Source organism: Paenibacillus polymyxa M1, from assembly GCF_000237325.1.
GTDB classification, from domain to species: domain Bacteria; phylum Bacillota; class Bacilli; order Paenibacillales; family Paenibacillaceae; genus Paenibacillus; species Paenibacillus polymyxa_C.
This window is the reverse complement of sequence record NC_017542.1, coordinates 5740017-5763513: the sequence shown is the minus strand read 5'-3', so window position 1 is coordinate 5763513 and position 23497 is coordinate 5740017. Positions and strand designations below refer to the sequence as shown.

General features: G+C 44.3%; 22 protein-coding genes. 9 read left to right on the top strand and 13 right to left on the bottom strand.

Going from position 1 to position 23497, the window contains the following annotated elements; genetic code table 11:
- Positions 1 to 81: 81 nt before the first annotated feature.
- A complete protein-coding gene (locus PPM_RS25910; protein ID WP_043886074.1) occupies positions 82 to 1200 on the bottom strand; it encodes an RDD family protein in 1119 nt (372 codons plus the stop codon).
- A 243-nt stretch (positions 1201 to 1443) separates the two neighbouring features.
- On the opposite strand from PPM_RS25910, the gene PPM_RS25905 reads away from it, so the two are divergent.
- A complete protein-coding gene (locus tag PPM_RS25905; RefSeq protein ID WP_013373822.1) occupies positions 1444 to 1995 on the top strand; it encodes a GNAT family N-acetyltransferase in 552 nt (183 codons plus the stop codon).
- Here the strand turns inward: PPM_RS25905 and PPM_RS25900 are convergent.
- Positions 1986 to 2843: a GNAT family N-acetyltransferase gene (locus tag PPM_RS25900; protein WP_013373821.1), complete on the bottom strand. Its 858-nt coding sequence runs from the start codon at positions 2841 to 2843 to the stop codon at positions 1986 to 1988. The two genes, PPM_RS25905 and PPM_RS25900, sit on opposite strands and share 10 nt — an antisense overlap.
- Positions 2844 to 3004: 161 nt before the next feature.
- On the opposite strand from PPM_RS25900, the gene PPM_RS25895 reads away from it, so the two are divergent.
- Together PPM_RS25895 and PPM_RS25890 are read left to right on the top strand one after the other, a co-directional pair.
- A complete protein-coding gene (locus tag PPM_RS25895) occupies positions 3005 to 4957 on the top strand; it encodes a BglG family transcription antiterminator (protein WP_013373820.1) in 1953 nt (650 codons plus the stop codon).
- A gap of 170 nt (positions 4958 to 5127) precedes the next feature.
- On the top strand, positions 5128 to 7125 hold the full coding sequence (locus PPM_RS25890) for a PTS fructose transporter subunit IIABC (RefSeq protein WP_013373819.1): 1998 nt from the start codon (positions 5128 to 5130) through the stop codon (positions 7123 to 7125).
- A gap of 139 nt (positions 7126 to 7264) precedes the next feature.
- Here PPM_RS25890 and PPM_RS25885 read toward each other — a convergent pair whose 3' ends face one another.
- Together PPM_RS25885 and PPM_RS25880 are read right to left on the bottom strand one after the other, a co-directional pair.
- Positions 7265 to 7606, bottom strand: coding sequence for a DUF3243 domain-containing protein (locus PPM_RS25885; protein ID WP_013373818.1), 342 nt, complete (start codon positions 7604 to 7606; stop codon positions 7265 to 7267).
- Between the two features lie 133 nt (positions 7607 to 7739).
- Entirely contained in the window at positions 7740 to 8654 is a 915-nt protein-coding gene (locus PPM_RS25880) for a phosphatidate cytidylyltransferase (protein WP_013373817.1), read from the bottom strand.
- A gap of 97 nt (positions 8655 to 8751) precedes the next feature.
- Between PPM_RS25880 and PPM_RS25875 the strand changes: the two genes are divergently transcribed.
- Complete coding sequence (locus tag PPM_RS25875) at positions 8752 to 9294, top strand: hypothetical protein (RefSeq protein WP_013373816.1); 543 nt, start codon at positions 8752 to 8754, stop codon at positions 9292 to 9294.
- Between the two features lie 14 nt (positions 9295 to 9308).
- On the opposite strand, the gene PPM_RS25870 is transcribed toward PPM_RS25875, so the two are convergent.
- The gene (locus PPM_RS25870; protein WP_013373815.1) at positions 9309 to 10202 is read right to left on the bottom strand and encodes a diacylglycerol/lipid kinase family protein; all 894 of its coding nucleotides are present in this window, start codon (positions 10200 to 10202) and stop codon (positions 9309 to 9311) included.
- Between the two features lie 138 nt (positions 10203 to 10340).
- Between PPM_RS25870 and PPM_RS25865 the strand changes: the two genes are divergently transcribed.
- Entirely contained in the window at positions 10341 to 11207 is an 867-nt protein-coding gene (locus PPM_RS25865; protein WP_013373814.1) for an SDR family oxidoreductase, read from the top strand.
- Between the two features lie 156 nt (positions 11208 to 11363).
- Positions 11364 to 11705 (top strand): zinc ribbon domain-containing protein YjdM, encoded by a 342-nt coding sequence (locus PPM_RS25860; protein ID WP_013373813.1) that lies wholly within the window; start codon positions 11364 to 11366, stop codon positions 11703 to 11705.
- 120 nt (positions 11706 to 11825) lie between these two features.
- Here the strand turns inward: PPM_RS25860 and PPM_RS25855 are convergent, their stop codons facing one another.
- Entirely contained in the window at positions 11826 to 12581 is a 756-nt protein-coding gene (locus PPM_RS25855) for an AIM24 family protein (RefSeq protein ID WP_013373811.1), read from the bottom strand.
- 250 nt (positions 12582 to 12831) lie between these two features.
- Here PPM_RS25855 and PPM_RS25850 point away from each other — a divergent pair, with 250 nt between their 5' ends.
- Positions 12832 to 13884 carry an LLM class flavin-dependent oxidoreductase gene (locus tag PPM_RS25850; protein ID WP_013373809.1) on the top strand — a complete coding sequence of 351 codons (1053 nt, stop codon included), beginning with the start codon at positions 12832 to 12834 and terminating at the stop codon, positions 13882 to 13884.
- 126 nt (positions 13885 to 14010) lie between these two features.
- Here the strand turns inward: PPM_RS25850 and PPM_RS25845 are convergent, their stop codons facing one another.
- The 4 genes from PPM_RS25845 to PPM_RS25830 form a co-directional block, all read right to left on the bottom strand.
- Positions 14011 to 14520 (bottom strand): DUF1036 domain-containing protein, encoded by a 510-nt coding sequence (locus PPM_RS25845; RefSeq protein ID WP_013373808.1) that lies wholly within the window; start codon positions 14518 to 14520, stop codon positions 14011 to 14013.
- Positions 14521 to 14601: 81 nt separating this feature from the next.
- The gene (locus tag PPM_RS25840; RefSeq protein WP_013373807.1) at positions 14602 to 16110 is read right to left on the bottom strand and encodes an aminotransferase class V-fold PLP-dependent enzyme; all 1509 of its coding nucleotides are present in this window, start codon (positions 16108 to 16110) and stop codon (positions 14602 to 14604) included.
- A 135-nt stretch (positions 16111 to 16245) separates the two neighbouring features.
- Positions 16246 to 16722, bottom strand: a complete 477-nt coding sequence (locus PPM_RS25835; protein ID WP_013373806.1) for a DsrE/DsrF/DrsH-like family protein — start codon at positions 16720 to 16722, stop codon at positions 16246 to 16248.
- 114 nt (positions 16723 to 16836) lie between these two features.
- Complete coding sequence (locus tag PPM_RS25830) at positions 16837 to 17700, bottom strand: hypothetical protein (RefSeq protein ID WP_013373805.1); 864 nt, start codon at positions 17698 to 17700, stop codon at positions 16837 to 16839.
- Positions 17701 to 17944: 244 nt separating this feature from the next.
- On the opposite strand from PPM_RS25830, the gene PPM_RS25825 reads away from it, so the two are divergent.
- Entirely contained in the window at positions 17945 to 18910 is a 966-nt protein-coding gene (locus PPM_RS25825; protein WP_013373804.1) for a radical SAM protein, read from the top strand.
- Positions 18911 to 19074: 164 nt separating this feature from the next.
- Positions 19075 to 20049 (top strand): aldo/keto reductase family protein, encoded by a 975-nt coding sequence (locus tag PPM_RS25820; protein WP_013373803.1) that lies wholly within the window; start codon positions 19075 to 19077, stop codon positions 20047 to 20049.
- Positions 20050 to 20134: 85 nt separating this feature from the next.
- On the opposite strand, the gene PPM_RS25815 is transcribed toward PPM_RS25820, so the two are convergent.
- The 3 genes from PPM_RS25815 to PPM_RS25805 form a co-directional block, all read right to left on the bottom strand.
- On the bottom strand, positions 20135 to 20530 hold the full coding sequence (locus PPM_RS25815; RefSeq protein ID WP_013373802.1) for a hypothetical protein: 396 nt from the start codon (positions 20528 to 20530) through the stop codon (positions 20135 to 20137).
- 189 nt (positions 20531 to 20719) lie between these two features.
- Positions 20720 to 22660, bottom strand: coding sequence for an ABC transporter permease (locus PPM_RS25810; protein ID WP_016324910.1), 1941 nt, complete (start codon positions 22658 to 22660; stop codon positions 20720 to 20722).
- The gene (locus tag PPM_RS25805) at positions 22650 to 23411 is read right to left on the bottom strand and encodes an ABC transporter ATP-binding protein (RefSeq protein ID WP_013373800.1); all 762 of its coding nucleotides are present in this window, start codon (positions 23409 to 23411) and stop codon (positions 22650 to 22652) included. The genes PPM_RS25810 and PPM_RS25805 overlap by 11 nt, the downstream gene beginning before the upstream one ends.
- Positions 23412 to 23497: the final 86 nt, after the last annotated feature.

Here is a 23497-nt window from a genome sequence, read left to right as displayed (position 1 = left end):
AGAGTAGTTGTATGCAAAAAAACAGGGCTCCAAGGAGCGCCTGTTTTTTGCGTCGTATTCTCTCATTGCTAGTCATGTTGCCTATGGTCGAACCTCACGAAAGCTATAGGTAATGTCATGAAGTTCTTTCTTTAAACGGCTATATTTTGATGCAGGTGTATAACCGATGATCTGATAGAAATTATTTTCAGTTTCAATAATAGCTACATGGGTGACATAACGGTCTACATCTTTCTGTCCTTTAATCGTGAACTGAGTGGCAGGATATCCTTGAATCGTGGTGTTGGATGAAGGTCCTACCGTAGAGAGATTAAACTCTTTGGTTATATTGTTTTGGATTTTCTTTGTGTAGTACTGGCGCGTTACATTACCCAATTTCTCCTTCGAATTGGATCGTACGATAACAGACTTTTGAATGTAGGGATTGAATATCGCAATATCTGCTTTTCCTTCCCAGTCCGGGTCTGTTGACCAGTCTAACGGGGCTGAGATTTGAAATCTTCCATCTCTACTTACATAGCTCTGTTCCTGCTTGCTTACCGGAGCTTCATTGGACTCGTAACTGTTTGCCAGTACAAAAATAGCATTTACAAACGAGGCTCCCAAAATCACCATTGCGGTAAAAAATATAAAGAGCGACCATCTCATTACCTTTTTGCTAATCGGCTCTAAATCCCGTACCTTTACCACATATGTACCTGCGGCTAAATCACCAATTCGTTGTCTTGATGCAGTTACTAACACGCTGATACCAGCAGGTAGTGAACCCATTAGCAATGGATTGGTATCTATTAACCTGAGCAGCGTGCGAATGAGTGATTTAAGAAAACCAGGAGGGTTTCCTTCTCCGTTAACCACCTTAATACGAAAAACGAATTTGCCAAGCGTATAGCCTGTGTAACCTTCCAAAAGCAAATAATAGCAGAAGAAAGCTATAATCAGAATGCAACGGGAAGCAATCGCTAAAGGCAACAACCATCTGTCTGTTACCTGAATGACCGAGATAAAAAAACAAATATAACCGATTATAAAAAATATGAAATCAAAAATCGTTGCTCCCCAACGTCTAAACAAAATAGACGAACCGTAGGTTTTTGATATTTCGGCCATTCTGTTTGTTTCTCCATAGTTTTGCCCATGCCGAATGTACCTCTCTCTTGCTGTTGCCTGTGAATTCTGTGATATGTGCTGGTCTTCCAAATCGTACACCTCATTTTAATATTCCATAATTTAAGACACACTCCTTATATAACGGTCTTTTTATCATCCATTTTTAGGAAAACATTCTATAAACAAAGAACTAATTATAAATATCCCTTTAGAGGTATTCTTTCAATTACTTTATAATTGGAAGAAGAAAGTAATGAAATCGAATATTGAACTAGGAGGCGTAGGTATGAATGGAAAGCTGGCGAAAGTGAACAAGGGGACAGGGGTGAGAATATGAAAGGTGAGTTTCCGGTTATAACAACCGAACGTCTTGTATTACGGAAAATGGTAGCGACGGACAGCAAGGACATGTTGGAATACTTTTCAGATGAACAGGTGATGAAGTTTTATGGAGTGAGCCCATTTGAGTCTGAAGAAGAGGCACTGGAAGAGATCCGTTGGTATGATCGGATTTTTGAGACAGATCAGGGAATTCGCTGGGCTCTTCAAACGAAGGACGGTAAAATCATCGGTTCTTGCGGATTTCATAACTGGGATCAACGTCATCACCGAGCAGAAATGGGTTATGAATTGTCCAGAGCCTGTTGGGGCCAAGGGTTAATGTCAGAGGTACTTGCAGCTGTAATCGACTATGGGTTTAATACCCTCCTCTTGAACCGCATTCAGGCACTAGTAGAGCCGGAGAATACGCAATCCTTGCGTTTGCTTGAAAAAGCAGGCTTTCGGCAGGAAGGAATCCTGTCCCAGTATGAATTTACGTTGGGGAAATATGATGATCTTTGCATGTGCGCACTCGTTAAATCAGAATATATCAATTATCTATGAAGGGGTATATACATTTCATACTGCTCAATAGGGTCCTTAGAGAAGCCTACCTTTTGGATAAAGCCTTCAAGGGAGTTATTGTCGGACAGGCAGATATATACCTTCTCGACCTTTTGGGTTTCTGCCGCTTTATGAAGTAGGGTACGTCCAAGGCCTTGGTTTCGATGTTTGGGATCGACCCAAAGAAAGTTGATTTTACCTTGAGCACCCATAGCAATCATGCCGAGTCGGGTTTGATCGACTGCATAGATGCCGAGAAAAACTTCTTGTGTGCTGTTGGCGTAATAAGGTGTGTCACTTTGCCAATGGATGTGACAGTCGGTGAGGGTTGTACGGAAATCTGCGACATCATCAAACATAAGTTTTTTAAGAGTGTACGAAGATGAAGGAGCGGGAGAGACCGATGGGAGCATAGCGTTATAATATTTCAGCGTATAGCGTGCCTGATAGCCGTGCCTTTTATAAAATTGAACAGCTCGATGATTATCTCTGATGACTTCGAGCCATAGCTGCTGGCAGCCCGCGGAGATGGCCGTTTGTTTATGCAATTCGAGCAACCTGTTGCTAATACCCTGGCCACGGTAAGCTGGACCGATGCATAGCGTACCGCAACGCATGGTCTTGTACCCGTCAAACTGCCGGATACCGCCGAGAATCAAGCCGATTGGCTGATCTTCATCCATGGCAAGGAAAGAGTGGCTCCGTGAATTACCCTCTGGACCGAAAAAACGTGCCGCGAAATCGTCCTGTTCCATGGTCAGGCGAATGGAATAGTCTGAGAATCCGAGCGAAAATGCCTGCGAAATGTGCTCCATGCTGACTTCATTGCATCTCAAATAGGTGATCACTGTTCTTCCTCCTGAAAATCCAGTATATTTGGATTGTCTTATTATACACTCCGTATGTTGCTGTAGGGTTACAATTAGTATATCGATAAGCTAATATAAAGCTAACGAAATATAAACCGATATGCCTGAACATTCTTTATTTTGGAAGATAGGAGATTGGAATGAACAAAAGGCAAGTAGAAATTTTCCGCAAGTTGTTAACTGAATCGAACCGACTGTGGTTAGTGCAGGATCTGGCCGATCAAACGGATTGCTCAGAAAAGACGATTCGAAACGATCTAAAAGTAATTGAAGAATATCTAGTCAAGCACTCCGATGCAAATCTGGTGAGAAGACCGGGACGAGGTATTTATTTGGAGATAAGTGAAGCGGAGCAGGCTGATTTATTTCACCGCCTGTATGCAGGCGAGAGTACAGCCCAGCATGAATCGGATGAGGAGAGGGTGCTGCATCTCGCTTATCGGCTCTTGATGGATGCCAAGCCTGTAACGATACAAGATCTGGCCTCCCAGTATTATGTGAACAAGACGGTGATCCGTAGAGATATGGAGAAGATTGATGACTGGCTGCACAGCTTTGATCTTGCCTTGGTTACCAAGCAGCGCGTAGGCTTGACCATTCAAGGCACAGAGAAAAACAAGCGGATCGCTTTGGCGCGGATGAATCAGCTGATTGATAGTCCTGAGTTAACAGGACAGATGATGCGCAAGCAGTTTGAGCCGCACGAGATTGCAACCATCAATTATGAATTAAAAGCATTTCAAAAGCATCATGACCTCAGCTTTACTGATGAAGCTTTTGAGGGTTTAATGCTCCATATTCTCTTAATGGTCAAACGAACCAAGCTGGGACAGCCCATCTCTCTCTCCGAGAAAGACATTGCCTTTTTGCAGGAGAAGGCCGAATTTACATGGGCTACTTCGTTTTTACGGCAGCTGCAAAAGCTGTTTTCCGTACCTTTTTCCAAGGAAGAAACGGCCTATCTAACCCTGCATTTGCTGGGCGGAAAGTTCCGTTACCAGCAAGAGGATAGAAAGGGCAAACAAAGCGATCTGGCAGACAGCCATCCGCTTTTGCCTAAGCTGATTGAGCAGTTAGTCCGGCGGATGTCGGAGCTGAATATGATTGACTTTTCCAAGGATAAGATGTTGCTGAAAGGGTTGAAGGTCCATTTATATACGACCCTGAACCGGCTTCAATATGGTTTGACGGTGTCCAATCCTATGCTGACTGAGATTAAGAAGATGTATCCTTACATGTTCGACCGGGTTATTATTACGCTGGAAGAGGTAGGGGATTTGGTCCGGTTATCGTTCCCTGAGGAGGAAGCGGCGTATTTAACGCTACATTTTCAGGCTTCTGTGGAGCGACTTCACCAGAAAGAGAGTCATCCTCAGAGAGCCATCATCGTGTGTCACATGGGTATCGGTATGTCCCAGCTACTGCGCACAAAGGTGGAACGTAAGTTTCCGGCTGTACATGTGGAGACAACCCTTTCTAAGGCAGAAGTCCAGGACTATCTGGCAACCCAGGAGGTGGATCTCATCATTACAACCGTAGCTCTTCCAGAGCTGAGCGTTCCGCACATTCTCGTCTCTCCATTGCTGGATGCCAAGGATGAGCGTCAACTGGAACAAGTGATCAGACGAATGGATGAGCCGGAACCTAGAGTCGCAGATGAATCTGTATTTTTTAAGTACACAACACCTTTTTTAGTATTTCCCCAGCAAGAAGTGCAGCGTCCGGAACAATTGATTTCTAAGCTGGCGCAAATACTGGAGGACAAAGGATATGTGGAGACAGGATATGTGGACAGCGTATTGGCGCGAGAAAAAATGTCAGCTACGACGATTGGGGGAGGCATAGCCATCCCGCATGGCGGCTCAGAGTGGATAAGGCAGTCCTCCATTGTAGTCGCTACTTTAAAGAAGCCACTTACTTGGGGAACCGAGAAAGTAGAGCTTGTGTTCTTGCTTGCGGTAAAACAGGATGGGCGGGAAGAAATGCGGCAGTTATTTAAGGAATTGTCCCTAATCAGTGAGCAGCCAGCTCTAGTTCATGCTTTATCTAAGGAGACCGATGCGATGAGACTATTAGGGAAGCTAAAGGGATAAACTAAAATTAAAAGCCGTGCTTAGGAGCAGGACTTATCTATAAGTCCTGTTTTTTTGTCCGTATTATTCTATTTTTCCGAAAGTTCCGGTAAAAAGTTCGCCCGATAACAGCAAAAAAGGCGGTTATACTATCAATGTAAGCGGAAACATCAGAGAGAAGGGGAATGACTATGAAGATATTAGCGATAACCTCATGTCCTAACGGAATTGCACATACGTATATGGCAGCTGAGAATCTGCAAAAGGCAGCAGCCAAACTGGGTATCGAGATGAAGGTCGAGACACAAGGCTCCATTGGAGTAGAAAATCAACTAACGGAGCAGGAGATCCGTGAAGCGGATGGCATTATTATTGCAGCGGATAAGACGGTGGTCAAAGACCGCTTCGTCGGCAAGAAATTGCTGGTCGTTGGAGTACAAGATGGGATTCGCCGTCCGGAAGAATTGATCCAGCGGGTGATGAAGGGGAATGTGCCTGTGTACCGGGCAGAGTCACGTGCCTCCGAAGCTAGCTCACAGGAGAATAAACCGAAGCAGAATCCTATCTACCGCCACTTGATGAATGGTGTATCCTATATGGTGCCCTTTATTGTCATTGGGGGATTGCTCATTGCCATTGCGTTGACGATTGGCGGTGAGAAGACACCAGGCGGTCTGGTTATACCGGACGGTTCATTTTGGAAGACGGTTCAGGATATCGGTTCGGCTTCGTTTACCTTTATGATACCAATCCTCGCTGGATTCATCGCGATGAGTATTGCGGATAGACCGGGGCTTGCACCGGGTATGGTTGGCGGATTCATTGCTGCGAACGGCAGTTTTTATGGAAGTGAGGCGGGAGCCGGATTTATCGGCGGAATTATCGCTGGTTTCCTGGCGGGTTATGTTGCACTGGGTATTCGGAAAATGAAGGTTGGGCGAGCATTACAGCCGATCATGCCTATTATTATTATCCCTGTGTTGTCATCTTTAATTGTAGGATTAATCTTTGTCTTTATCATCGGTTCTCCAGTCGCACAATTGTTTGAAGCTTTGACGGGTTGGCTTGCAGGTATGCAAGGTACAAGTTCAATTCTATTGGCACTGATTTTAGGTGCGATGATCTCCTTTGATATGGGTGGTCCAGTCAATAAAGTAGCATTTTTATTCGGCTCGGCCATGATTGGTGAAGGAAATTACGAAATTATGGGACCGATCGCCGTTGCGATTTGTATTCCACCGATTGGAATGGGACTTGCAGCAATGATCAACAAGCGTAAATTTGCACCAGCAGAACGCGAAGCCGGAAAAGCTACATTCACGATGGGATTATTCGGTATTACTGAAGGAGCGATTCCCTTCGCTGCACAAGATCCATTGCGTGTTATTCCTAGTATCATGGCAGGATCTATGGTCGGTTCAGTCATTGCGATGTTGGGAAATGTAGGGGATAAGGTAGCTCATGGTGGACCGATTGTAGCCATTCTTGGTGCAGTGGACAATGTGTTCATGTTCTTCATTGCTGTTATTGTCGGAGCAGCCGTCTCAGTTATCCTGGTGAGTCTGCTGAAAAGGGATATTGCAACTGCAAATCCGGCTGTTGCTGGAGAAGAGACATCTGGAAATTCTGCCGCAGTAACGGAACAATCTACGATGACTACGACTGCCGCCGAGTCATCAGCTTCAGCGATTGCAAATAACGAGCCCGAGGTATCTTCGCAAGCCATTCACATTGAGAAGTTGACAGATATTGTAACGATGGATCTGATTAATCTGGATCTGGAAGGAACGACACAGGATGCCGTGATTGATGAAATGATCGGAGCACTTGAGAGAAATGGAGCCGTAAGTTCTGCCAGTGGTTTTAAACAGGCTATATTGGACCGAGAGAAGGAAAGCTCCACAGGCATTGGAATGAATATTGCCATTCCTCACGGTAAATCGGAAGCTGTTCTGAAGCCAAGCGTGGTCTTTGGGGTGAAGCGGAGCGGAGTGGACTGGAAAAGTATGGACGGAAGTGAAGCGAAACTGATCTTCATGATTGCTGTTCCGCGTAATAGTAAGGACAATGCCCATCTGAAGGTGCTGCAAATGCTGTCTCGTAAGCTGATGGACGACCATTTTAGAGAAGCGCTTCTGGCGGTTACTACCAAGGAAGATGCATATCAATTACTGACTCAGGTGCATTAATTCCATGCGTTAAGCAGAACATATTGTAATCATTAGCGGAACGCGCTGCAACGATAGTAAACGCAAGAGCAGTCTATCCTCATCTAAGGATAGACTGCTCTTTTATAGTAAAATATTGTTTTTCATAAATTAAATATTTCTACGAGGATTGAGCCACACGTACTAGCATGTGGGCAAGCGCGTGCTGCTGCTCTTTGTCCCCTACCTTCCACAATTCCTGAAGAAGCTTCTCCTCGCTATTGCGCGGTTCTTCCTTGGCTGCCAGATAGCCTGCGATCTTCTCAGCTGCTTTTGCCATCACTTCTTCATTCAAGCCGATTTTTTGAGCCATTTCAATTTTGTCGCTCAAATAACTTTTGAATGAATCAAAGCTGCCCAAGATGTCATCTTTTTTGCTGTCGTCTATCCGATTTAATGCGTCATCTACCTTGTTCAGGGCCACTTCGCCTTCCTTATTCACAACATGATTATGCTCTGCCATTTCTAACGCCTCCTCAAGATTGTTTTCTAGGATAAGGACCGCTTGCGGTACAGTAGTACTTACCCCGGCTAACCAAAATGAAAACGGTGAGAAGCAAGCAGAGTATCGTGGAGCGATGAAGAAAAACATATTGCTACATAAAGTCGAAAAAATAACGAATCACGTGAAAAAAGACGGGCGAGGTGTAGGTCAAGCTATCTACCCGGCTTAAGTAGCTTTTTTTCAAAGCATCGAACTTATTATCATCGCCGATTAATAAATCTCGCTTCAGCACGGAAACCGTTAAGCTCCCGAAGAAACCGCTCAAGCTAATCAACATACCGAAAATAATCCCAAATTTCAGATCAAACGGCGTCAGGTACGGATAGATTAGATAGGAAGCCGCTATGGTTACGGGAAAAGCGAATGCAAAGCCTTCCCAAGTTATATTGGGATTGGATGTCGGGACGATTTTCCGCTTGCCGAAATAGAGCGATGCCAGATAGTGTGCGACATCATTGAGCTGTGTCAGTACCACTAGAAAAAGTACAAGTTTTGCTCCGTATTGCGGCGCAGCAAACTGAAAATAAGCCAGGTGACTCAGTCCAAAAACCATCAGCATGAGTCCCCATTGAGTCGAGCTGACACTACGTAGGAAACCAACGGTTCCTTTATTGATCAATCGCGGGAGCGGTAGCAGCAAGAATACATAGATAGGGATAAAGACGATAAACATCCCATACCACCCGATATAAATCCAATAAAACTGTACAGGAATCGCCAAGTATGCCCATAAAAACAACCTGCGGTCAGCTTTTCTGGATCTAATCATGGAGAAGTATTCTTTTAGCGCAAAGAAAGTAAGCACCATCAAGGAAAGCAGTGAAACGATCGGATTAAAAAGTGTTGCCAGGCAAAAGATAAAGAACATGCCCCACCAGGTCTTAATGCGAAGTCCAATAGCTGCATAGTCTTTGTTTGGCTGTGTTTTGACTACCACTATATAAATTAGATGGATGATTAATAAGGCTATACAAATAAGGGTTAACGTTAATAACGAACTGTCCATTGCGACTCACCAACTTATAGCGAAATAGGATTCCCTGAAGGGGGTCCTATGTTATTATGAAGGAATAATTCAAACTTGATAAGGGGAAGTTTCGTAAATGGTAGCTGATCAATCGGTTTTTATCTTGCTTACGAATACGGGAACGTTTCTGACGAGAGTCATTAAAAGCTATACAAGAGCACCATACAATCACGCCTCCATTTCCTTCAACCGAGAACTTTCGGAGTTATACAGCTTCGGGAGAAAGACCCCCATTAACCCTCTGGATGGTGGTTTCGTGAAAGAGGATATTAAGACAGGTACATACAGCAGATTTCCGAATACAACATGTGTCATCTACGAGCTTCAAGTAACCGACCGTGAAGTCGAGAAAATGAAGAGAGTTTTACATGTATTTATCCGAAGTCGGCAAAAATATATGTATAACTTACTGGGATTAATTGGCGTTGCACTCAAAGAACCAGTCGAGTTCAGTAATTCTTATTTTTGTTCGCAATTTGTCGCGGAAATTTTACAGCGATCCGGCATCAAAATATGGAACAAGTTGCCCGCCCTTATTACACCAGACGATTTTCGGCAAAGTGACCGATTCCATCTGATCTACGAGGGGAAATTGAGCGATTATGAGCCTCAAGCCTGAGGATAAGCACCGTATTACTCAGACTCCTCAGGCACAATTACCTCGATGTGACGCGCCAGAATACCAAGCTCGATAGGCAAAGAGGGTCCTTCCTCACCATCTACATTCGTACTGACCGGTTCTGCAGAGCTGACACTTACATGCTTTGCAGTAAAGTAAACGATATCACTATGATCTTTCAGGTTGCCTAAAAATAAGCTTATGCTGGCCGTCACCGTGTTCAATATATTAAGGTTTTTGAAAATAAAGCAGTGAAGCAGGCCATCATCAACAGCCGCCCCGGGCGCCAGTTTCTCAAATCCGCCAACTGAGTTGGTTAAAGTAGCAAGAAAGAGTGGGGATTCGCCTTCCCAAGTCCTGTCATCATAGCGGACGATAAGCGGATGGACAGGATGATTGATAAGTTCTTTCAAACCTTCTTTAAAGTAGGCAAATGTACCAAACATGGATTTATCGTCTGACGACACAGCGGATAGCGATTCGGCAAGCGAGCCAGTGGCAACAACATTGGCAAACATTCGACCGTTTAAGAGACCCATATCTACGGCTTTCACGCGAGCAGAAGTGAGTGTACGGATCGCCAGTTCAGGACTTAGCGGAATTTGTAAGGCACGGGCAAAATCATTGACGGTCCCAAGCGGGATGACCCCTAGTTTTGGACGATGGGCTTGATCCATGAAACCATTAATGGTTTCATGAAGCGTGCCATCTCCACCGAGGGAAACGACTAGATCATAAGTCTCCTGACATGCAGTGACGCAAAAACGGGTGGCATCAAGTTCTTGTGCCGTCTCTTTGACTGTAACGGCGTATCCTTGCTCACGTAGAATTTCTTCTACCTTTCTGACATGTTGGAGGGATTCCTCTTTGCCAGAAGAGGGATTTACAATGACCATAGCTTTCTTCATACACATATTCCTCTCTTTGGGGAAAGTCCGGGTTACCAACCCTTACCCGAAAAGCATACCTTTAGACTCTAAATTAGACATGTATCATATTTTTAGTTACTATATAAAAGTAAATAAAAACCGAATGGAGGATTTCGTATGAAAATCGCATTAACAGGAGCAACGGGGCAACTGGGTTCCATTGTGGTAGATACATTGCTTGCATCCGTCCCGGCAAAAGACCTTATTGTTAGCGTAAGAAATCCGGAAAAAGCAGAGGGGTTACGTAATCGTGGCGTTGACGTTCGTCATGGCGATTTTGACAAGCCAGAAACGCTGGATCAGGCATTTGCTGGTGTAGATCGATTGTTGATTATATCCGCAGACGGGGATAATGATACTAGAATTCGCCAGCATAAAGCGGCTGTTGATGCTGCTGTGCGTGCGGGAGTAGGCTTCATCGCGTATACCAGTGCGGCCAATGCCGCTGACAGCACTCTATTCCTTGCACCCGTACATCGTATTACGGAGGAGTTCATTCGTGAGTCAGGTATTCCTTACTCCTTCTTGCGTAATAATTGGTATCTTGAGAATGAAGCAGGCACGATCCAATCCGTACTCGCGGGAGCACCATGGTTAACCTCAGCAGGGTCCGGTAGAGTAGGTTGGGCTGCCCGCGCTGATTACGCGCAAGCGGCTGCAGCCGTGTTGTCTGGCGAAGGACATGAGAATACAATCTACGAGCTCTCTGGTAAGCCGATTACCCAAGAAGAGTTGGCAGCGATACTTGCTGAGGTCCTGGGTAAGGACGTTCCTGTACAGCAGGTAGACGATGCTGCGTATGCCGAGATCATGCTCGGTGCGGGAGTACCGGAAGGTGCCATTCCTATTGTGGTAGGCATTCAACAAGCGATTCGTGAAGGAGCCTTGGATGTCGTAAGCAACGATTTTGAGAAGCTGTTGAAGCGTCCCCTGACGCCGCTTAAGCAAGGAATTAGTGAACTGGTCAAGCAAATCCAAGCATAATAAACGTGTCGTACAAAACGGATGCTGCCTAGAAAGGTTAGCATCCGTTTTAGTTACATTCATAAGTGGAACCGCGACTGATTATCCAATATACTTGTAGGGAACTCCAAGGTAGGCTTGGAATAGAAATAAAAAATGAATGGAGTACATAATACCATGTCTAATTTGCCAAATTGTCCTGAGTGTAATTCAGAGTACACTTATGAGGACCGCAGTCTGTTCATTTGCCCGGAATGCGCCCATGAGTGGTCTGCCGAGTCAGAAACTGAAAGCAGTGAAGACGTAAAAGTCGTCAAAGATGCGAATGGTAACATTCTGAAGGATGGTGACTCTGTAACTGTCATTAAAGACCTTAAAGTGAAGGGAAGCTCTTCCGTCTTGAAAATTGGCACCAAAGTAAAAAACATCCGTCTGGTGGAAGGCGACCACGATATTGATTGCAAAATTGATGGTTTTGGAGCAATGAAGCTAAAATCGGAGTTTGTTAAAAAGAATTAAAGTATATAGCAGAGAAACTGTTCAGTTCCATGAGGATTAAAAAAGGAGAAGCCGAGGGCTTCTCCTTTTTTATTAGCATTGGGCATCATTGGGCTTCCAATGCTCATGCCCATATAGATGTCATAGTGGTGCCAGCCACACGTTTCCTGTTCCCCTGTATACATTAACCAGCCCTTCGCCGGAAGCGGCCGAGCCCATTTTGGTTTTCCCCGATTTTTCGACGGTAAACTGTAGGGTGTTGGACCACATAAGGGCAAAGTTACCATCCACCTTAAGCACATCATTTTGCAATTCTATAACGACCGCTTCATCAGAAGGGATCGGCGCTTGAAGTGCCAGTACTCCTTTTCCACGGGCGCTTAAATTAAATAACCCTTCTCCGCCCAGTGCAGCAGAGGAAAGATTACTACGTGCAACAACGGATATGTCCAGTGTGGCGTCGCAAGCTAAAAACAATCCGTCTTCGATGGCAATGTCATCATTATCGACATCAATAAGCCAAATATATTGATAGGTAGGCTCCAGCATGATGGTTCCCGTGCCTTTATAGTGCGGTTTAATGGCACCTGTCCCCGTTACAGCACCGGATACCAAGTTTCGCATTAAGCCTCCGACGCCTTTTACACCGGTAGTCATTTCCATGCTGCCTACAGTATATTGCATGGCACCTGCCCTCATCATAATCTCACTATTATTGATTTCGATCATGAGCTGTTTGCGGCGCATGTTACTTTTGCTCATATAGTAATTGTCTTTCGCAGCCGCAACCGAGGTGCAACTCAAATCTGTTATGTATTCCAGTACCGTAAATCCACCTAATTGGTCAGTGATGGCAACATTGCTGTTATCCTTTAAATTATTAATAACAAAAGCCATAAATGTATGCGCCTCCTTGTTGTTTTCATGGTGTGGGGATGGAAATCTTATTTACTCCATACCATAATTCGACAAAGAGACTGCTTTTCCTGCGCAGATCTCGACACTTCTCTCGCCTGATTTTCAAACTCAGAAAAGGAGAGCTTGAAAAAGATATCAAAAAGGTTCAATATAAAGATATCGGTTTTTAAAATGATTGCTTCGAAAGCAACCGAATGAAAAATGAAACATACAATAGGGGGTAAGACAAGTGGAGATAGGTATAAGTACGTTTGTAGAAGCAACACCGGATCCCCAAACCGGTGAGGTTATCAGTCACGCACAACGGATACGTGAAGTGGTCGAGGAAATTGTACTTGCTGATCAGGTAGGACTGGATGTGTACGGCGTGGGAGAGCATCATCGTAAAGATTATGCGGCATCTGCTCCGGCTGTTATACTGGCTGCTGCTGCGGCACAGACCCAACGAATTCGCCTAACCAGTGCAGTTACGGTGCTTTCATCGGATGATCCGGTGCGTGTGTTTCAGGATTTTGCTACGCTGGACGGTATTTCGAATGGACGAGCTGAAATTATGGCAGGTCGAGGTTCCTTTATCGAATCGTTCCCGTTGTTTGGATATGACCTGGATAACTACGATGAGTTGTTTGATGAAAAACTGAAACTTCTTTTGAAAATACGGGAGTCTGAGAAAGTAACCTGGAAAGGCGGACATCGGCCTGCGATCAACAATTTAGGCGTGTATCCGCGTCCGGTGCAAAATCCTTTGCCTGTATGGATCGGGAGTGGAGGCAATCAGGAATCTGTGGTTCGTGCGGGCTTGCTTGGATTGCCGTTGGTGCTTGCCATTATCGGAGGAAGTCCTATGCAGTTTGCACCATTGGTGGAGTTGTACAAAAAGGCAGCTAAGCACGCAGGTCATGATGCATCGCTGCTTCCAGTTGCATCCCACTCGCATGGTTTTATCGCGGAGACCACCGAGCTTGCAGCTGAAAAGTTTTTCCCTTCCACTCAGCAGAGCATGAATGTGCTTGGGCGTGAACGCGGTTGGGGTCCTTATACTCGTTCCAGCTTCGATGCCGCGCGCAGCTTTGAAGGAGCATTGTATGTAGGCGATCCCGATACAGTTGCCAAGAAAATCATTCATCTCCGTAAACAGGTGGGCATTACACGTTTTCTGTTGCATGTGCCCGTCGGCACGATGCCGCATGATGATGTCATGAGAGCTATTGAGTTATTGGGAACAGAGGTAGCGCCACGGGTGCGTGAAGAGATATCCAAGTGGGAATCTGAGAGCAAATAAGCGGATTGACCTCAGCATAGAGAAAAGAGAAAGGAGCAGACCGTGTAAGGAGGTCGCTCCTTTTTTGGTTCTAAATAATTCTGTATGGGTTCTAAACAATCTGTATAGGTGAGTTCAGATCATTCTTTATTTTGTCCGTTTTTTATGAGTGATGCGTTTCTGTAATTGAGGTTTCCCTTGTTGTAATCTCTTAGGTTTGGCAGGAACTCTGCGCAAGATAGGTTTCTCTTGGGTTGCTTTGGAAGGCAGCGTCATGCGGAGTGTGGTTGATGCAGGTTTTCTTTGGCTGCTGCTTCTTATAAAGTCGATAGTATAGTTCAAGACGAACGGGCTAACCGCAATTCTCCGCAGTCCCACGTTTCTACAAGTGGTACAGCCTGTATCCCAGCACCAATCGAAGGCATTCTCAGGAACTTGAGTGAAGTATGAACCCTGCCATGTACGTCCAAAATCATCCTCGGCGTAATAGAAAAACGTATTACCTCCGGCGAAGCCGCTCCATACTTGAATAGTTTGACCGGGGTTCACGCGATACCAGCCTGCTTTGGAGTAGTTAACAGGAGTACAGCTGAAGTCCGGATAGGCAAAAACTACAAAGATAGCCGCATTGGTGCTGTTGCGAAAATTGAGACCCATTGTCGCCCCTTCTTTCCTCATATAGTAATCTTACAGTGTAGCTTATGAGTATTTTGAAAGAAGGAAACGGACAAGAGTCTCTTAATTGCTAAAGTTGAACCATTTGCTGATGTCCATTTTGTTATGTTCATTCATAGATCGCCATTCGTTAGATTCCGGTTGATAGGTATAATCTTTTTGCCAGGTTATGATGTTTTCCACGATAGCCCGTATGGAAGAGACAATATAAGAGGCTTCCTGATTGGTCATCATGGGATGAAGCGACAGACGCACCCAGCCCGGCTTTCGAGATAAGTTCCCCGCATGAATCAGCTCTGTCATTTGCTTAGAAGCTTGCTGGTCGATGCCCAGCAAATAATGTCCATAGGGCCCAGCACATGAACAGCCACCTCGGACCTGAATGCCAAACCGGTCATTTAGTAGTTTTACAATCAGGTTATAGTGAATATGGCCGACAACGAAAGAAACGATTCCCAGTCGATCTTGGCTGCTCCCTCCCAAAATGTGTAGACCTGGTATGATGCCCAAGCCTTTTAGCAATAATGAGGTCAGCTCCTTTTTACGCTCCCACATGCGGCTGTATCCCATTTGTTCCTTCAACTGAATACAGAGCGCGGTTCGAACAGCCTGTAGAAAAGGGGGGGTCCCGCCATCCTCACGGGCTTCAATACTATTTTTATACTCGTATCCACCCCAGGGATTGGTCCAACTTACCGTGCCGCCCCCGGGCTGATCGGGAGCACAATGAAGACACAGCCGCGAATCCATAATGAGAACGCCGCTTGTACCGGGGCCACCAAGAAATTTGTGAGGAGAAAATACAATCCCGTCCAGTTTCTCAAGGGGATCTGTAGGATGCATGTCGATCTCCGCATAAGGTGCGCTTGCCGAGAAATCGATGAAACATACGCCACCATGTTCATGCATTTTGCGGGATAGTTGGTGAATTGGCACTTCGAACCCTGTAACATTGGAGCAGGCGGTAAAAGCGCCAATCTTGATCGGGCGATGCCGAAATTGATGCAGCAGTCGTTCGAGATGAGCTGGATCGACTATTCCTCCGGGGCCCGGAGGGAGACACACAACGTCTCCAATGGTTTCTGCCCAGGAAATATGATTGGAATGATGCTCCATGTGTGTAACAAAAATAACGGGGCGGTCTTTTTCGGCGATGGGGTAGAGGGGCTTTAATTTTTCATGTATTTTTAATCCTAATAGTCGCTGAAGCTTATTCACCGCACCTGTCATCCCAGACCCGGCGAATAGGATGATATCATGTTCGTTGGCATGAACGTGGTTCTTAATGATTTGTTTTGCTTTTTCATAGGCTTGGGTCATCAGAGTACCTGTCAAATTAGACTCCGTATGCGTGTTCGCCACAAATGGACCTAATTCATTAGCTATTTTCGACTCGATGGGTCCATACAGACGACCGCTGGCTGCCCAATCCGCATAAATCAGCTTTTTAAGCCCATATGGAGATTCAAAGGTCTGGTGATAACCGATTGTATTCTCGCGATACTTTTGGAAATGAGCCTCGTTAGAAGGCTGATACCTACAGTTACTACTTCCGATTCGAGCCATGAGCATACGGCGCCTCCCAAGTCGTTCTGTCTTCTTAGGGTACGTAGGTAGGCGAGGATAGGTTAAAATAATTAGGCGAATGTCATCATTTAGTCAAATTAAAAAGCCTCATCCAATAGCAGGATAAGGCATGAGTATATATTAGATAAAAAGCTGCATATCCGACTCGAGGGCGTCTTTTAGATACGTTTTGGCCTCGATAATTTCCAGTTCAGGGATGAATTCTTCTGGTTTAAAACCCATAATATCCACCGATAGCTTGCAGGCATAGAATTTGACGTTTTTCTTCCGGGCTCCCTTCAGGAAATGGATCAGCTTCGGTGCCTCATTATCTTCCAGCATTTCCGTCAGCATCAGCTTGCCCAGACCGCTAAAATTCATATGGGACAGCGGTAAGGCCTCAGGTCCTTTAGGAGTCATCAAATCCATAAGTTTCTCGTAAATGGTCTTGTCCTCAAGCGTCATTTTATCGGGATCACGAACCAATGATAATCCCCAGAATGCAAAAAACATTGTAACCTCGACATCCAACTCCCGAGCTGTATTGGCCAAAATCAGTCCAGCCATTGCTTTATCATAATCGCCGCTGAACATAAGCAGATTCATCCTTTTGTTCACGATCTTCCGCCTCCATTACCAATAGATATATTCAGTATGGATTTGGAAATGAGAACTATGCCCAGTTCACATATTGATCACAATTGTTGAGGAGGCACTTACACCAGTTAAGAATCAATATTCTACCTTAAGGGAGTAAAACTGACCTTTTGAATTAAAGTCTCCACTCAGCTTAGGTGAATGATCTTTTTCAAAAGTGACTCTGCCGTGCATTTGCGTATTCTTAATCACTTTATATCCGGTCAGATCAACGTTTAGCAGTTCTTTAGCCTGTTTTTGGGCCAGTTCCAGAATTTGATCTTCTGAGAATGATTTCAGTTTTTGCTCTACTTTATCGACTTCTGCTTTGTCTTTTCCGAAAAGCTTGTCTGCGAGAATTCTGGTATTGATCGACATCACTTGATTGGAGCCCTTTTCGACCTGAATCCAAACAGGGCTTTCCTTATCACCGTTTTGGAACATAAATTCAAAAACCTTTTTATTTCCCTTCGCAATCAGGGAGATGTGCTTCAGGTTTCCTTTGGTTACTCCGTCAAGAGCTCCAAACACGCCTTCTGCCGCTTTCAGAGCTGTCTTGTCTGCCTTGCTCGTGTCAACGTCCTCTACGGTATGATCTAACTTGTTATTTTTAATCATGAATGTGCGATTACCTACTTCGACATGGGCATCCGTTATATTCCCATTTTTATCGGTAGAAACTTGATCAAATCCTTGCCCTTTAACACTTAATTCGATTTCATTTCCTGAAGCTTGCTTGTAAACGAGCTCCAGTTTCTTACCTGTAATCTCCTGTAATTTCTTTTGAGCATTTTTAATAACTGTACTGTCTGATGGTGTAGATGCATTTACAGTAGATGAGCTTGTGGTAGTGCTCTTGACAGAAGAGCTTGCTGCATAGACATGAGTCGGTATTACCGGAAGAGCGCCGATGATTCCTGCAAGTGCTGCTGTAGAGATTGCTTTGTACAATTTTTTCATTTCTTTAAAAATCCTCCTCATTAGTACTATTATTTGCACATTATAAAGAGACGGAATAAGTTTCCTTTTTGTTGCACTAATTTGGATGTTTTTTGGGGATATTCAATACCACATGTCAATATGTGATGAGAATAGACTCTAAAACTCCTGCCGTTACCAATGTCATATCTACAAACCCATCCCATTCTGTATAATCTCAAGGGAATTCAAGACACAAGCCTGAGATCGGGAGGATTATAAGAAATTGAGTATAGAGAACAAATATAAAGCACTTGAACTGGAAAAGCCGGGCATCTACGAGCTGGAGGGACTGGAAGTCGGGGTCACCTCTAATTGCAACTTCAAGTGTGATTACTGCTGCGCATATCAGCGGAACGACGGACAATGCATCAGCAGCAAAGAGGTCATAGGTATTATTGATGACATTCCAACGTTAAAACGTGTGCGACTTTCCGGGGGCGAAGTAACCTTAAAGTATGACGATTGTCTGGACATCGTGGCTCACTGTTCGAGCAAGGGAATTGCAACCCAGCTTAATACCAATGCGAGCTTGCTTAGCCCTGAACGAATTGAGAAACTGCGTGACGCAGGGCTTTCCAATATTCATATCTCCTTTAACTTCACGGATGCCGATAAATATGCAGCCTATTATCATGTTCACCCTCGTATGTATGAGAAAATCATTCAAAATATCCGTTTGTGTACCGAAGCCAAGCTGGAAACGGTGCTGGAGACATTGTTATTTGAAGAGACGCAGAACAACATGCCAGCGATCAGTGAAAAGGTTTACGAACTCGGTGTACGCATCCATGAAATCCAAAACAGCATCGTGATGGATCATACGAATTGGAACGCGATCTCCACCAAGGAAGCACTTGTCCGTTCCGTTCATGACCTGATTGCGCATAAAAAAGACGATACTGTGTTGTATTTTACCTGTATGGACCGTTTTGCTGAGGCGCTGGGCTTCAAGGAGCAACCGAGGGTATACTTTTCCAACTGTGTTGATGGTAAAAAACAGCTCCATCTGCACGGGAACGGGGACATCCTAATCTGTGAACTATGCCATCCTGTAGTCATCGGTAATATCTATAACGGAACATCCTTAAAGGATATTTACAAAAATAAGCCGAAGCAGCTTCAGGAGTTTCTCGACAAACTGCCTTGTCCTGCATATGATGCGCTTTTCCCTGAAGGAAGCATGGAGTAGGTATGATTTGAAATGATGAGGTGACAAACATCTACTGCCCTAACAAGTAGGGTGGTAGATGTCCTTCATGTAACTCCAAGAGTCCTTTATTATTTGTTTTAATGAAAGGGTTTACATGTTAAGATATATAAAAATGCAAGCTTCTTATGAAAGAAGGAGTAGATATGAGATATAGAAATGTAGGCAACAGCGGTCTTAAAATTAGTGAAATCGGACTGGGGAGCTGGTTAACGTACGGTACGGCCGCCGAACAGGAAGCAGCTCATACCTGTATTGCCAAGGCCTTTGAACTTGGGATTAATTTTTTTGATACCGCGAACGCGTATAACCGTGGAGAAGGCGAGAAGGCTATGGGAGCCGCATTGAAGCCTTATCGGAGAGAGAGCTATGTGCTTTCTACTAAGGTATTCTTTCCTATGGATTCCGGTCCCAATGACAGGGGGCTGTCACGCAAGCATATTATGGAGCAATGTGAGGCGAGTTTGAAGCGGCTCGGCACGGATTATATCGACATGTACTTCTGCCATCGTTATGATCCAGATACTCCGTTGGAAGAGACACTGCGGGCGCTAGATGATCTTCAGGCTCAAGGCAAGATCTTGTATGCTGCGGTCAGTGAATGGAGTGCCGCCCAGCTCACGGATGCCTATGGTATCGGAAAAAGGCTGAATCTGCGGCCGCTGATTGCCAATCAGCCGATCTATAATATGTTCGAGCGTTATATCGAGCATGAGGTCCTTCCCGTATCCGGGCAGGTAGGCATCGGCCAAATTGTATTTTCACCTCTAGCCCAAGGCATCCTCACGGGTAAATACAAACCGGGACAACCTATACCGACGGGGAGTCGCGGGGCTGATGCCTCTGTCAATAGTGTCATCAGCAGTTACATGAACGATACCGTTCTCAACTGTGTTCAGGAACTGGACAAGCTGGCAAAGGATTTGGGTGTCACCCTGTCACAACTCGCGCTTGCCTGGATTCTGAGAGAACCGGGTATCAGCGCTGCACTGATTGGGGCTACCAAACCGGCACAAATCGAAGAGAATGTGAAAGCAGTCGAGATGACGCTGCAACCGGAGACCTGCGCGGAAATTGAGCAGATTCTGAAGCAAGCAGAGGGATTTGAGCCTTTGCGCTAAGCATTCACACGAGCCTCTCTAGAGGGAAGCCATCAATAACAAAGTCTCGCTCTTCCTGTTCCTTAACAGAGAAGGGCGAGACTTTTTAACTTGCTTCAAGCATCGCATAGATGCCTGAAATCATACTAAGTGCAATCCCGCTCACTAAAACAAGGATTTGCTTCTTACTGAGATCTAGCGGATCAAAAAAGATGGGCAACAGCCATTTTAGACTGATGACAGCCCATAGACCTTCCACCAACCCCAATATCAATACCTTTTGCCCCCAGTGAAGCTTCATCTGCGGTGTTAGCGGACCTTCAAGAAACAGGTCACCTGAAGTATGAATATTCCAAGAAACGATAACTACGAATATCACAAGCGTTAATAATGTTGACATAATATAAGTGATATCTTTTTTAGCCTTTTTCGTGAGTTTGGGCGATTTTTTAAACTCAGGGAAGCCGATCAGGAAAAAGACGATTCCTACGATAATAGCCACCCCTACAGAGGAACCGAGTATAATATTCGCTATAATGCCGATGCCATTGATGAGTAATAATAAAATATGCTCTCCCCCTTTGGGGCTACGATGATAGTTATTTTATTGTACACGCAGGAACGAAAATGCTCAAATATTTGGAAAAGCCCCTGGCACTTTTTTGCCAGAGACTTTTGGGCGTATGACTGATTATAAAGCTGCTTTAATGACCTTTTTATAGTACAGAATGGATAGAACTCCAAAAATGGAATATAGGGCAGTGTACAGTACCATTACGATGATCATAGGCATCCAAACTTCGGTTCCAAACAAGAACCAGCCGGATTGGACGGCGAAATAGCTGTGTGATAGGCCAATCACTAACGGAATGCCGAAGTTAAAGAGTTGTTTTATTTTAATGCCTCGCAGCAGGTCACTTTGGGTGAAGCCTAACTTTCTCAATACAGTATAATTGGCCTTTTCGTCTTCGCTCTCATCCATCTGCTTAAAATAAAGAATACAGCCTGATGTAATGAGAAAGGTCAGTCCCAAAAAGCCAACAACAAACATGATCACTCCCATATTTCTCTTCTGATTGCTGCTCATTTCAAGCTGTGATGTTTGTTGATCGTTAAAATTCGCAGCTGCAAACAGTCGATCGGCCTCTTTGATCTGTGCTTCATTTAGTATATCAATTCCAATATATGGGGATGACTTCTTCTGAATCTTAGGATTTACGTCTTTTTTTAACCGCTCAAAGATGGTTTCATCTACAATGGCAGTGGGTAGCCCCCCGGCTGTAAAATAGTAAGGAATGACATAATCCCTTTTTAGACCCACATATTGTTGAGGTATGACTTCTGTTTTTCCCTTCAAATCCAAGGGTCCAAAGTCTTTCAAGGACATGAATTTCTGTAACATATCATTATAGCCCGTTAAAACCGTTTGGCCTGGAGATACATCCGTACCCTCCACAGATTGGTCGCTAATGACAGGCAGTGTCATGGAATCCGTACCATCATTTAATGGTTCCATAGGAGTCTCCATAATTTGTGCTGTCTTCACACTGACTTGAATGACTTCAATTTTCTTTTCTCGATACTTTATATCATGCTGATGAAGTAACGCTTTGAATTTCTCCGCATCCGGCACATTCGTCATGGCAAAATGGGAAGGTACATTGTCCTCAGCTGCTTGATCCGCAGAATAATAGGCGATATAGCTTAAGGATAGTAAACCGATAGCAAGTGCCGATACTGTCGTAATAATGGTTAACAACAAAGCATTGGATTTCATGCGGAACATAATGGATGAGAGGGACAGCACCTCATGGATGTTTAAATATCCGCCTTTGCTTTTTCTGATGATATTGGAGATAAAGCGGATGGATCCTTTATAAAAAAGAAATGTCCCGATGATGACAGAGCCCAAAATAAACACCATCGCCATAAATAGTTCATTTAAGGATGTAAAATCTCCACCAAATAATCTGGAGGAAACATAGTAACCTAAGGCGATAAGCGAGATGCCAATGATCCCGATGATCATCTCAAAGATCGTTATTTTCTTGATTTTCCCTTCGGTGGTTGAGGTCACTCGGAACAAGGACAAAATACTTTGTCTTTTGATAAAAGAATAATTCATGACCATGATCAGTAAGTAGATGACAACAAAAACGATGAGTGTTTGAGTCAGTGCTTGGTTAGAGAAATATAGAGTGGCAATGGCTTCGACACCCGTCGTCTTAAATAAGATCATGATCACTAGTTTGGAAAAGGAGAATCCAACCCCTATTCCGACGAAAAGCGAACCGAAGTATAAAATTAAGTTTTCAGCACTTAGAATGCGAAAAATTTTGTTTTTTGTCATTCCAATCAATTGAAATAAGCCAATTTCTTTACTACGTCTTTTTATAAAAATATTATTAGCATACATAAGGAAAATGCAGACAATAGCGACCAGTAAAACAGAAGCTGCCCGTATGGAGGCTGCACCTTTAACAGAACCCTTCACTTCATCCATGGAGGGATCGTACTGTAATGTGACGAAGGAGAAATAGAGCGCAACACTGAAAATGAGAGCAAAAACATAGAGATAATAATTGCTCAGATTTTTTTTCAGATTTTTAAGAATGAGTAGATTAATGTTCATGTTGAACCCCGCCTAAGACCGCTTGGGTTTTCATGATATCCTGGAAGAAGCTTTGTCTCTCCTGCACGCCTTTATGAAGCTGCGTATACATTTGCCCATCCTTAATAAAAATAACGCGGCTGCAATGGCTGGCTGCAACCGGATCGTGCGTGACCATAATAATCGTTGCCTTGCGCTTTTGGTTCAGCTGACCCAGCTTGTTTAATAAATCGGATGCCGACTTCGAATCAAGCGCACCCGTAGGTTCATCGGCAAAAATAATAGTAGGCTCATGAATAAACGCTCTAGCCGCAGATGTACGCTGTTTCTGCCCGCCCGAGATTTCATTGGGGTATTTGTCCTTGAGCTCATAAATCCCCAGTTCTGTAGCGACTTCCTGAAATCTTCGGTTAGCCTCTTTTTTAGGCGTTTTAGTGATAGATAGAGGCAAGAGGATGTTTTCCTTCACGGTGAGCGTATCCAGCAGATTATACTCCTGAAAAATAAAGCCTAAATGCTTTTTGCGGAATTCAGCCAGTTGCTTTTCTTTCATTTTCGTCATTTCGATATCATTGATCTTAATGGAACCGTGGCTCACTTTATCAATGGAGGAGAGGACATTTAGCAGTGTGGTTTTACCTGAACCGGAGGCTCCCATAATACTGACAAATTCACCTTCTTCAATAACGATATCTATTCCCTTCAAAACCTCCTGCATATTTAGCTTATTACCATAGCTTTTGTGAATCTTATGGGCTTCTAAAATATTCACTTCGATGCACTCCTTATTGTTCTTGTAGCCTTATTATAAAAATCGTGCCGATGATTTTCCTTTGATTGGGCGAACAGTATATAAAA

Excerpts from the sequence above, each read along its gene's own strand:
- PPM_RS25905 (WP_013373822.1), top strand. The coding sequence starts at position 1,444 with ATGAAAGGTGAGTTTCCGGTTATAACAACCGAACGTCTTGTATTACGG.
- PPM_RS25895 (WP_013373820.1), top strand. The coding sequence starts at position 3,005 with ATGAACAAAAGGCAAGTAGAAATTTTCCGCAAGTTGTTAACTGAATCG.
- PPM_RS25890 (WP_013373819.1), top strand. The coding sequence starts at position 5,128 with ATGAAGATATTAGCGATAACCTCATGTCCTAACGGAATTGCACATACG.
- PPM_RS25885 (WP_013373818.1), bottom strand. The coding sequence starts at position 7,606 with ATGGCAGAGCATAATCATGTTGTGAATAAGGAAGGCGAAGTGGCCCTG.
- PPM_RS25880 (WP_013373817.1), bottom strand. The coding sequence starts at position 8,654 with ATGGACAGTTCGTTATTAACGTTAACCCTTATTTGTATAGCCTTATTA.
- PPM_RS25875 (WP_013373816.1), top strand. The coding sequence starts at position 8,752 with ATGGTAGCTGATCAATCGGTTTTTATCTTGCTTACGAATACGGGAACG.
- PPM_RS25870 (WP_013373815.1), bottom strand. The coding sequence starts at position 10,202 with ATGAAGAAAGCTATGGTCATTGTAAATCCCTCTTCTGGCAAAGAGGAA.
- PPM_RS25865 (WP_013373814.1), top strand. The coding sequence starts at position 10,341 with ATGAAAATCGCATTAACAGGAGCAACGGGGCAACTGGGTTCCATTGTG.
- PPM_RS25860 (WP_013373813.1), top strand. The coding sequence starts at position 11,364 with ATGTCTAATTTGCCAAATTGTCCTGAGTGTAATTCAGAGTACACTTAT.
- PPM_RS25855 (WP_013373811.1), bottom strand. The coding sequence starts at position 12,581 with ATGGCTTTTGTTATTAATAATTTAAAGGATAACAGCAATGTTGCCATC.
- PPM_RS25845 (WP_013373808.1), bottom strand. The coding sequence starts at position 14,520 with ATGGGTCTCAATTTTCGCAACAGCACCAATGCGGCTATCTTTGTAGTT.
- PPM_RS25840 (WP_013373807.1), bottom strand. The coding sequence starts at position 16,110 with ATGCTCATGGCTCGAATCGGAAGTAGTAACTGTAGGTATCAGCCTTCT.
- PPM_RS25830 (WP_013373805.1), bottom strand. The coding sequence starts at position 17,700 with ATGAAAAAATTGTACAAAGCAATCTCTACAGCAGCACTTGCAGGAATC.
- PPM_RS25820 (WP_013373803.1), top strand. The coding sequence starts at position 19,075 with ATGAGATATAGAAATGTAGGCAACAGCGGTCTTAAAATTAGTGAAATC.
- PPM_RS25810 (WP_016324910.1), bottom strand. The coding sequence starts at position 22,660 with ATGAACATTAATCTACTCATTCTTAAAAATCTGAAAAAAAATCTGAGC.